Source organism: Peribacillus simplex (genome assembly GCF_900156045.1).
In the GTDB taxonomy this organism is placed as follows: domain Bacteria; phylum Bacillota; class Bacilli; order Bacillales; family DSM-1321; genus Peribacillus; species Peribacillus simplex_D.
Window position 1 is genome coordinate 595,835 of record NZ_FTMX01000003.1, and the last position, 11,255, is coordinate 607,089.

The window sequence follows — 11,255 nt, forward strand, 5'->3', positions numbered from 1 at the left end:
TCCCTTATTTTGCGAAAAAAGACCACTGAGACTTTTCAGTGGTCTATGCAGATAATACTTTTCTGCCCTTACGGCGACGTGCAGCGATTACTCTACGTCCGTTTTTCGTGCTCATACGTGCACGGAAACCGTGAACTTTACTATGTTTGCGGTTATTCGGTTGATAAGTTCTTTTCATTATATGACACCTCCCTGAGGAATAACAGTTAAAGACAGTCTTTACAATTATATAGATGGAGGTTTCTACTTGTCAACCTCATCCATAAAAATATTTCAATTTTAATGCTCAATGTCCAGTAGGCCTTTTTTTACTACCTAGCCTATTGTAAATGATTTTGCTCCGAACTGATATAGAAATTTTTGGGGAAAGGGAAATTTCCATCATTTATCCCTGAGCACAAATATGAGATTCGCAATGAAACGTCCCTTGATCGACATAAGATTCGACAAATAATAAGAATGAACCTGAATCACTTTCGATCTGTCTCATGCAGGCCTTCAGGCTTGAACAACTTGGTTCAGGTTAAATTAATTCGAGCCTATAATCATGGTCTGTGGATAAAATTCGACATGTTTTTTTCTATCCACAAACCATTTTATAGACTTTTGCACATAACAATGGCCTGTGGAAAAGTTTTTCCCACAAGCTCGGTAAGTTGTGGATAAAGTTTTCTAACCCATTGCAAGACGCCTGAATTTCTGATATTATATTTGTGTTTTCACTCTGAATAACTTTATCAACAGGGAACGTTTATCCACAGACTGTGCATAACTTGTGGATAGTTTATTCGACCTGTGTATATTAATCTGTCCACAGATGGTGGATATTGTCGAAAACCCTTTTTTCTTCTTTATTATATAATTCTTAAAATACCTGTTGATGAATAAACATTCAAATCTGCACCGGCTCACCAGATGTAGTCTGTACAAAGGTTGTACAGCGCAAGATATAGTTTTTAGGCACTTGACATTAAACAACACAAAATCCCTTATACAGCTCACCGAACCTTTGCTGTCAAAATTAATATAAAGACGGCAATCGATGAGTTTATTTGTGCCTATACATTTTAGATACAATTATTAAAAATTTTTTGCAAAGGAGGGATAAGTTTGGATAACATCGATAGCCTCTGGAACCAGGCGCTCGGAAAAATCGAAAAGAAAATCAGTAAACCAAGCTTTGAAACTTGGCTTAAATCAACCAAGGCTTATTTACTGCAAGGTGATACCTTAACAGTCACCGCTCCCAATGAATTTGCCAGGGATTGGCTTGAAGAACGCTATTCCCATCTTATTTCCGATGTATTGTTTGAACTTACCGGTGAGGAATTGGAAGCAAGATTCATCATTCCCCCCAATCAAGAAGATGATGACTTTACCGTTCCTGTTCAGCCTAAAAAGATAAAAAAACAGGACAAAGAGCATGCTGCATTTCCACAGCATATGCTGAATGCGAAAAATACCTTCGATACATTTGTCATCGGCTCCGGCAATCGTTTTGCCCATGCCGCGTCTCTCGCTGTCGCAGAAGCTCCGGCCAAAGCCTATAATCCCTTATTCATTTACGGGGGCGTAGGTCTTGGAAAAACTCATTTAATGCATGCAATCGGGCATTATGTTCTTGAGCATAATCCGAATGCAAAGGTCGTTTATTTATCGTCTGAAAAGTTCACGAATGAATTCATCAACTCGATCCGGGACAATAAAGCTGGGGAATTCCGTGATAGATACCGAAGCGTCGATGTTTTATTAATTGATGATATTCAATTTCTTGCGGGAAAAGAACAAACTCAAGAAGAGTTTTTCCATACATTCAATGCGTTGCATGAAGAAAGCAAACAGATTGTCATCTCGAGTGACCGCCCGCCAAAAGAGATACCTACACTCGAGGATCGCCTCCGTTCAAGGTTTGAGTGGGGCTTGATCACGGATATCACACCTCCTGATCTAGAAACGCGGATTGCCATTTTACGTAAAAAGGCAAAAGCTGAGGGCCTTGATATCCCAAATGAAGTCATGCTCTATATTGCCAACCAAATCGATTCCAATATTCGTGAGCTGGAGGGTGCACTCATTCGTGTCGTCGCCTATTCTTCATTGATTAATAAAGATATAAATGCCGATTTGGCAGCTGAAGCATTAAAAGACATCATTCCTAGCTCCAAACCTAAAATAATCACCATCTTGGAAATCCAGAAGACGGTCGGTGAGCATTATAGTGTTAAACTTGAAGATTTCAAGGCGAAAAAACGGACAAAATCCGTAGCCTTTCCAAGACAGATTGCCATGTATCTTTCCAGGGAATTAACGGACTCATCCCTTCCCAAGATAGGTGATGAATTTGGAGGTCGCGATCATACGACCGTTATCCATGCGCATGAAAAAATCTCCAAACTCATGCAAACGGACACCCAGCTTCAACGTCAGGTTAAAGAAATCCAGGACCAGCTGAGGGTATAATAGATTCTGGATAATGTGAATAACTGACTACCACTTACACACAGTCTGTCCACATGTGGATAGACTGTTTTTCCTTAGGTTGAGTGGACTTATCCACATATCAACAGGCCCTACTACTATTACTACTATCTTTTTTAATAAAAATTATTAATAAATATGCCTATTCGGCAATAAAAAAATTGGAGGATGAAACATGAGATTTATAATCCAAAGAGATCGATTAGTTCATAGTGTCCAAGAAGTAATGAAAGCAGTCACATCAAGGACGACGATTCCGATTCTAACGGGGATAAAAATAAGCGTCACTAGCGAGGGTGTCACTCTAACAGGAAGTGATTCCGATATCTCCATCCAATCATTCATTCCGGCTGAGGTTGACGGAGATGAGATTGTTGAAGTTAAAAGTAGCGGTGGTATTGTCCTGAATGCCCGTTTTTTCAGTGAAATTGTCAAGAAGCTGCCGATGGATACTGTAGAAATTGAAGTGGAGAATAACTTTCAAACGATCATTCGCTCTGGTAAAGCTGAATTTAATCTAAATGGACTGGATCCTGAGGAATATCCACATCTTCCGATCATTGAAGAAGAAAATATTTTCAAACTTCCAACGGACCTTTTAAAGACCCTTATCCGCCAAACTGGCTTTGCAGTGTCCACGTCAGAAACACGCCCCATCTTAACAGGTGTAAACTTGAAGGTTCAAGATGACGAATTGACCTGTATTGCAACAGATAGTCATAGGCTTGCAATGAGAACAGCCAAAATAGAAAATAAAATTACCGGTACCTATAGCGTTGTAATTCCAGGTAAAAGTCTGAGTGAGTTAAGTAAAATCCTTGATGATACAAACGAACTCATTGAAATCGTCATTACCGAAAACCAAGTACTTTTCAAAGCTGAAAATTTATTATTCTTTTCAAGACTTCTTGAAGGGAATTATCCCGATACATCACGCTTGATTCCATCTGATAGCAAAACGGATGTGACTGTTCATACTAAAGATTTTCTTCAAGCGATCGACCGGGCTTCTTTATTGGCGAGGGAAGGAAGAAATAATGTCGTCAAATTGACAACCCTGGAAGGCCGTATAATCGAGGTCTCTTCCAACACTCCTGAAATTGGTAAAGTAATTGAAGAGGTTCAGGCAGAAGCCATTGAAGGTGAAGACCTGAAAATCTCATTCAGTGCCAAATTTGTAATGGATGCTCTAAAAGCATTGGAAGGTTCCGATATAAAAATTAATTTCACAGGTGCAATGCGTCCGTTTGTCATTCGCCCGCTACATGATGATTCCATGTTGCAATTAATTCTTCCGGTAAGGACTTATTAAGCTAAAATAATATTTCAAAAAAATTAAAGGCTTGTATAGCAGGTCTTTAATTTTTTTATATTTAAATATAGGTTTCCAAAGGGTTATTAGCGTTTTTTTAATGCTGTACGGAACGCTGAATCGCTAAAAACGAGAACTGAAAAAGCTATACTTTGTCTTAATGGGATTAATTTAGTAAAATGAAATATTAAAGACTACTTAGAAATGAGTGAGGCATGAAATGGACTCCATAAAAATCAATACTGAATATATTACGCTAGGACAATTCCTGAAATTGGCCGATTTGATCCAAAGCGGCGGAATGGCGAAATGGTTCTTAAGTGAATATGAGGTTTACATTAATGGCGAATTAGACGTGCGAAGGGGCAGAAAATTAAGATCAGGTGATAAAATAGAGATTCCTGGATTTGGCACCTACACAATTACAAGCTAAAACATAAGGGAAGAGCGGAATATGTATATTGAAAATATAAGTTTGAAAAATTACCGCAACTATACCGAATTGAATCTGGCTTTTGAGAATAAAGTCAATGTAATCCTCGGCGAAAATGCTCAAGGAAAAACAAATGTCATGGAATCCATTTTTGTTTTAGCAATGGCAAAATCCCATCGGACCTCGAATGATAAAGAACTTATTCGCTGGGATGAAGAGTATGCTAAAATAGAAGGAAGAGTTAGAAAGAGAAATACCTCAATACCACTTGAGCTGACCATTTCAAAAAAAGGGAAAAAGGCGAAGTGCAACCATATTGAACAAAGAAAGTTGAGTCAATATGTCGGAAATATGAATGTGGTTATGTTTGCGCCTGAGGATCTTAACCTTGTAAAGGGAAGTCCTCTAGTCAGACGCCGTTTTATAGATATGGAAATTGGCCAGGTTTCTCCCGTATACCTTCATGATATGAGCCAATATCATAAAATACTTCAACAAAGAAATCATTACTTAAAGCTTCTGCAGACCCGGAAACAAACGGATACGACGATGCTTGATGTGCTGACTGATCAATTTATTCAGTATGCAGCGAAAATTGTCGAAAGAAGATACGAGTTTCTTTTAAAGCTCCAGCAATGGGCAGAGCCGATTCATTCGGGGATCTCCAGAAATCTAGAAGTATTGAAAATCCAATATAAACCGTCGCTTGATGTATCAGAATCTATGGATTTGACGAAAATGATAGAAGTATACACAGAAAAATTTGATAAAATAAAAACAAGGGAAATTGAACGGGGTGTAACATTGGTAGGTCCTCATCGTGACGACCTGGTTTTTTTTGTGAATGACCGTGATGTCCAGACATATGGTTCACAAGGACAACAGCGTACGACTGCCCTGTCTTTGAAGCTTGCCGAAATTGAGCTGATCCATGAAGAAATCGGCGAGTATCCCATTTTATTATTGGATGATGTGTTATCGGAACTTGACGATTTCCGTCAATCCCATTTACTGAATACGATACAAGGGAAAGTGCAGACATTTGTGACGACACCCTCCGTTGATGGAATCGATCATCAAACCCTAAGAGAAGCGTCCACCTTTTATGTGAGTCAAGGAAGTATAAAAAAGGTTAAATGATGAGGTGAATGTATGTATCTCCATATTGGTGAAGACATTCTTGTGAAAACGGATGATGTCATAGCCATTTTAGATAAGAAGCTGCTTCAGGCCTCTCCAATCATGAGTGAATTTTTGGAGAAAAAGTCTGATGTAACTTACCATTTAGAAAAAAACTCGGTTAAATCGATTGTAGTGACGGACAAACAGGTATATTATTCACCCCTTGCGTCGTCCACTTTGAAAAAGCGTTCACTGCAGTCATCGCTCTTAATCGATGATATAGATATTCTTTGAATTGTAGTTAAACGTTTTAATTACTCCTAAAAATTGATAAATGCCAAAAGAAAAGTGTAGGTGATACGAATGACAATGGAACAAAAAGAAGTACAAGCTCAGGCATACGATGAGAATCAGATACAGGTTTTAGAAGGCTTAGAAGCAGTTCGTAAACGTCCGGGGATGTATATCGGCTCTACCTCTGCAAAAGGACTTCACCATCTTGTTTGGGAAATTGTCGATAATAGTATTGATGAGGCACTAGCAGGTTTCTGTACGGAAATCAAAGTGACAATCGAAGAAGACAATAGCATAACCGTAGTCGATAATGGTCGGGGAATTCCAGTCGGTATCCATGAAAAAATGGGACGGCCAGCAGTTGAAGTGATCATGACGGTCCTTCATGCGGGCGGTAAATTTGGCGGCGGGGGCTACAAGGTTTCCGGTGGACTGCATGGTGTTGGGGCTTCAGTAGTTAATGCCTTATCCACGGTATTGGAAGTTTATGTTCATCGTGAAGGTAAAATCCATTATCAGCAATTTAACCGCGGTATCCCTAAAGAAGATTTGAAAATTATCGGGGAAACCGATCATACCGGCACGACTGTACACTTCGTTCCGGATGGTGAAATCTTCACTGAAACCTTGGAATATGATTTCGATACATTAGCCACACGAATCCGTGAGCTTGCATTCCTGAATAAAGGCTTGAAGCTGGTCATTGAAGATAAACGTGGGGAAGAAGAGAAAATCAGGGATTTCCACTATGAGGGCGGCATCAAATCTTATGTTGAGCATTTGAACCGTACTAAAGAGGTATTGCATGAGGAACCGATTTTTATGGAAGGCGAGAAAGATGGAATTTCTGTTGAATTGGCTCTCCAATATAATGACAGCTATATCAGTAATGTCTTTTCTTTTGCCAATAATATTCATACCTATGAAGGCGGTACGCATGAATCAGGATTCAAGACTGCTTTAACCCGTGTCATCAATGATTATGCACGGAAAAATAGTCTCTTAAAAGAAGCGGATTCCAATTTCTCTGGTGAGGATGTCCGTGAAGGGTTAACGGCAATCATTTCGATTAAGCATCCTGATCCACAATTTGAAGGTCAGACGAAAACCAAACTCGGAAACTCTGAAGTAAGAACAGTTACTGATTCCATTCTTTCAGAAAGGCTAGATGCTTTCTTATATGAAAATCCTGCAGTGGCCCGGAAAATTGTAGATAAAGGGCAAATGGCGGCGAGAGCCCGTTTGGCAGCGAAGAAAGCACGTGAATTGACCCGGAGGAAAAGTGCTTTGGAAGTATCCAATCTACCGGGTAAATTGGCAGATTGTTCTTCTAAGGACCCAGGTATCAGTGAATTGTACATCGTTGAAGGAAACTCGGCGGGAGGCTCGGCAAAACAAGGACGGGACCGCCATTTCCAAGCCATTTTGCCGCTAAGGGGTAAAATCCTGAATGTTGAAAAGGCGCGATTGGACAGAATCCTGCATAATGAAGAAATAGGTACGATCATCACAGCACTCGGAACAGGGATTGGTGATGAATTCAATATTGAAAAAGCCAGATACCATAAAATTGTCATCATGACCGATGCGGATGTAGATGGTGCCCATATCAGAACACTGATGTTGACATTCTTCTACCGGTATATGCGAAAAATTATCGAGTATGGATATATATATATTGCTCAGCCGCCGCTTTTCAAGATCCAGCAAGGGAAAAAAGTGGATTATGCTTATAATGACCGCCAGCTTGAGGAAATCATGGCGAGTTTGCCAAGTACTCCTAAGCCTAACCTGCAGCGTTATAAAGGGCTGGGGGAAATGAATCCGGAGCAATTGTGGGAAACGACCATGAACCCTGAAACGAGAACGCTGCTTCAAGTCAGTTTGAAAGATGCTGCCGAGGCAGATGAAACTTTCGAGATGTTGATGGGCGATAAGGTAGAACCGCGACGTAACTTCATTGAAGAAAATGCAATTTATGTAAAAAATCTCGATATCTGATTTTTTGACAGGATGCTTTTTACATCCTGTTCTTTACATAGTGAACGAACAGCTAAAACTAAATGAGAGATAAGCTTTTTATAGGAGGTTGGCTCCATGTCAGAAAATGAAAGATCAGGTGTAAAAGAAATAAATATAAGTACCGAGATGCGGACATCGTTTTTGGATTATGCGATGAGTGTTATCGTGTCTCGGGCTTTGCCTGATGTAAGGGACGGTTTAAAACCGGTACACCGAAGAATTCTTTATGCAATGAATGATCTTGGAATGACTTCGGATAAACCATTTAAAAAATCTGCCCGTATTGTCGGGGAAGTAATCGGTAAATATCACCCGCATGGTGATTCAGCCGTATATGAAACGATGGTACGGATGGCGCAGCCTTTTAACTATCGCTATATGCTTGTCGATGGTCATGGGAATTTCGGTTCAGTCGATGGAGACCAAGCTGCCGCAATGAGGTACACAGAAGCAAGAATGTCAAAGATTTCGATGGAATTGCTTCGCGATTTAAATAAAGATACGGTTAATTTCCAAGATAACTATGATGGTTCAGAAAGAGAACCAGCCGTTATGCCAGCCCGTTTTCCGAACTTGTTAGTGAATGGATCATCTGGTATAGCGGTAGGGATGGCAACCAATATTCCACCACATCAATTAGGCGAGGTAATTGACGGCGTATTGGCTTTAAGCAAGAATCCTGAAATTACAATTCCTGAGTTGATGGAATATATCCCTGGTCCGGACTTTCCGACAGCCGGTTTGATTTTAGGGAGAAGTGGAATCAGAAAGGCCTATGAAACCGGAAAAGGGTCAATCATTCAACGTGCGAAAGTCGAGATTGAAGAGAAATCCAATGGTAAACAGGTAATCCTTGTTAAGGAAATCCCTTATCAAGTGAATAAAGCAAGATTGATTGAAAAAATTGCCGAACTTGCTCGAGATAAGAAAATCGAAGGCATTACCGACTTACGGGATGAATCGGATCGCAATGGCATGCGTATTGTCATGGAGCTTCGAAAGGATGTTAATGCGAATGTCCTTTTAAACAACCTGTATAAGCATACCGCGATGCAGACTACCTTCGGAATCAATCTGCTTGCTTTGGTGGACGGACAGCCTAAAGTATTGAATTTAAAACAATGCCTGCACTACTACTTAGAGCATCAGCAGGTAGTCATACGGCGCAGGACTGAATTTGAATTACGGAAAGCGGAAGCCCGCGCCCATATTTTAGAAGGGTTGCGCATTGCACTTGATAATTTGGATGCAGTCATTACGTTGATCCGCAGTTCCCAAACGACAGAAATTGCCCGTGAAGGCTTAATGACACAATTCTCACTTTCTGAAAAACAGGCGCAAGCTATCCTGGATATGCGTTTACAGCGTTTGACAGGTCTGGAACGTGAAAAAATTGAAGATGAATATCAGGCATTAATGGCTATAATTGCAGAATATAAAGCGATTCTTGCTGATGAGGAAAAGGTTCTTGAAATTATTCGTGAAGAGCTTCTTGAAATTAAAGAACGATTTGATGATAAACGGAGAACTGAAATCACATTAGCCGGCTTTGAAAGCCTGGAAGATGAAGATTTAATCCCAGAGGAAAATATAATCGTGACACTTACGCATAACGGTTATATTAAACGCTTGCCTGCAACCACATACCGCAGTCAAAAACGCGGAGGGCGCGGAATACAGGGTATGGGAACGAATACAGATGACTTTGTCGGTCACTTGTTAACCACATCGACTCATGACACTCTTTTATTCTTCACCAACAAAGGTAAAGTCTATCGTTCCAAAGGATATGAAATACCTGAATATGGTAGAACGGCAAAAGGATTGCCGCTTATCAACTTGTTGGAAGTCGATAAAGGCGAGTGGGTCAACGCAATCATACCTGTGAAGGAATTTGCTGACGATTGGTATTTATTCTTCACGACCAGACATGGGGTATCAAAGCGTACACCTTTGTCTTCTTTTGCAAATATCCGTAATAATGGTTTAATTGCCCTAGGTTTACGTGAAGATGATGAATTGATTTCTGTCCGTCTTACGAATGGAGAGAAACAGATCATAATTGGAACGAAGTCCGGGATGATGATTCGTTTCCCTGAGACGGATGTACGGACAATGGGACGTACTGCAGCGGGAGTTAAAGGAATTTCCTTAGGGACGAATGATGAAGTTGTCGGAATGGAAATTCTTGAAGATGATGAAGAAGTCCTCATCGTTACGAAAAACGGCTATGGAAAACGGACCTCTGCGGAAGAATACCGTATTCAAAGCCGTGGAGGCAAAGGAATAAAAACATGTAATGTCACTGAGAAAAATGGTGAACTAATAGCCGTGAAAACAGTTACGGGTGTAGATGAAGATTTGATGCTGATTACAGCAGCTGGTGTATTGATCCGAATGGAAGTCGAAGGCATTTCTAAAACGGGCCGTAATACACAGGGTGTTAAGCTCATCCGACTCGAATCCGCTGATAATGAGTATGTTTCGACGGTAGCCATCGTAGGAAGAGAAGAAGAAGAGGAAAAAGACATGAATATAGAAACGGTCACGACTCCAGATTCTGATTCTGAACCTATTGAAATTGAAAAAAATGAAGAAACTGAAAAAGATACGGAAGAATGATCTTTCCACAAAAAAAGACCCAGGCAATTGAGCTGGGTCTTTTTTTGTGCTTAAGAAAAAATTCAAACTGATTTCAAGAGTGTTTGAATTTAAGTAAAAAGACTTATCATATTTAGGATATTTAAAATAAAAAATGCTAATAAATTGAATTTATTTAGGTATTTAATTACAAAAAAGATAGTTCCTACCATGTTTTTCAAGTAGAATGATACTCACCAATATTACCGAGGTGAAACGTTTTGCTAATGAAAACTCGCTATTTAATCGAAGGCTGCATCCAGTCTTGCAGATGTATTTCACGCCATGACTTCCGAGAGGGCTTATAGAAAGAAACAGTCACCTTTTAAGGTATTGGAAATGATCTTACATGATGACTTTGGTAAATTTGATATTGGGGTAGTTAAAACCTTGTTATCGAGCTTCGCTAATTTTTTCATAGGAAGCAGGGTCAAACTGAACAATGGATTCATTGCTGAAATCATTTTTATTGATGCCGGCTCTGAAACAAGACCGGTCATAAAGATGATGGATAGTGAGCAAATCATCAATTTAGGGATTGATCGGGAATTATATATAGAAGAAATACTATAGTGTTTAAAGAAAAAGTTTACTCTTAAAAGGTAACCTTTTTCAGCTTAATCAGGAATGCAGCCATAGTATTTGAAATCTATATTATTTATTTTAAAATAACTATTGCTTTTATTCCTGATACTAGATATAATAACTAAGTCGACAGCGAAAGAATAAAGTTGTTGACAAAATATAATATAGTTGATATATTATTAAAGTCGTTTCCAACCGAACGACACAAATTGCTCTTTGAAAACTGAACAAAACAAAGCGCCAACGTTAAATTTTAAGTGAGCACACACTATCAAAAAAGCAAATGAGCAAGTCAAACATTTCTTCGGAGAGTTTGATCCTGGCTCAGGACGAACGCTGGCGGCGTGCCTAATACATGCAAGTCGAGCG

General features: G+C 39.6%; 9 protein-coding genes and 1 rRNA gene. 9 read left to right on the top strand and 1 reads right to left on the bottom strand.

Features of this window, described 5'->3' with window-relative positions:
• Positions 1 to 43: 43 nt before the first annotated feature.
• On the bottom strand, positions 44 to 178 hold the full coding sequence (rpmH, locus tag BW986_RS14260) for a 50S ribosomal protein L34 (RefSeq protein ID WP_034316183.1): 135 nt from the start codon (positions 176 to 178) through the stop codon (positions 44 to 46).
• Positions 179 to 1,110: 932 nt separating this feature from the next.
• On the opposite strand from rpmH, the gene dnaA reads away from it, so the two are divergent.
• The 9 genes from dnaA to BW986_RS14305 all read left to right on the top strand — a co-directional run.
• A complete protein-coding gene (gene dnaA / locus BW986_RS14265) occupies positions 1,111 to 2,460 on the top strand; it encodes a chromosomal replication initiator protein DnaA (protein WP_076368513.1) in 1,350 nt (449 codons plus the stop codon).
• A gap of 193 nt (positions 2,461 to 2,653) precedes the next feature.
• Positions 2,654 to 3,790, top strand: coding sequence for a DNA polymerase III subunit beta (gene dnaN / locus BW986_RS14270; RefSeq protein WP_063234315.1), 1,137 nt, complete (start codon positions 2,654 to 2,656; stop codon positions 3,788 to 3,790).
• Positions 3,791 to 4,010: 220 nt separating this feature from the next.
• Complete coding sequence (gene yaaA, locus BW986_RS14275; protein ID WP_034316192.1) at positions 4,011 to 4,223, top strand: S4 domain-containing protein YaaA; 213 nt, start codon at positions 4,011 to 4,013, stop codon at positions 4,221 to 4,223.
• A gap of 21 nt (positions 4,224 to 4,244) precedes the next feature.
• On the top strand, positions 4,245 to 5,363 hold the full coding sequence (gene recF, locus BW986_RS14280) for a DNA replication/repair protein RecF (protein ID WP_034316194.1): 1,119 nt from the start codon (positions 4,245 to 4,247) through the stop codon (positions 5,361 to 5,363).
• Positions 5,364 to 5,375: 12 nt separating this feature from the next.
• Positions 5,376 to 5,639: an extracellular matrix regulator RemB gene (gene remB, locus BW986_RS14285; RefSeq protein ID WP_076368514.1), complete on the top strand. Its 264-nt coding sequence runs from the start codon at positions 5,376 to 5,378 to the stop codon at positions 5,637 to 5,639.
• A 75-nt stretch (positions 5,640 to 5,714) separates the two neighbouring features.
• Positions 5,715 to 7,640, top strand: a complete 1,926-nt coding sequence (gyrB, locus tag BW986_RS14290) for a DNA topoisomerase (ATP-hydrolyzing) subunit B (RefSeq protein ID WP_076368557.1) — start codon at positions 5,715 to 5,717, stop codon at positions 7,638 to 7,640.
• Between the two features lie 96 nt (positions 7,641 to 7,736).
• Complete coding sequence (gene gyrA / locus BW986_RS14295) at positions 7,737 to 10,283, top strand: DNA gyrase subunit A (protein ID WP_076368515.1); 2,547 nt, start codon at positions 7,737 to 7,739, stop codon at positions 10,281 to 10,283.
• Positions 10,284 to 10,586: 303 nt separating this feature from the next.
• Positions 10,587 to 10,874: a hypothetical protein gene (locus tag BW986_RS14300; protein WP_076368516.1), complete on the top strand. Its 288-nt coding sequence runs from the start codon at positions 10,587 to 10,589 to the stop codon at positions 10,872 to 10,874.
• A gap of 313 nt (positions 10,875 to 11,187) precedes the next feature.
• Positions 11,188 to 11,255: ribosomal RNA gene (locus BW986_RS14305) — 16S ribosomal RNA — on the top strand; the annotation flags it as partial.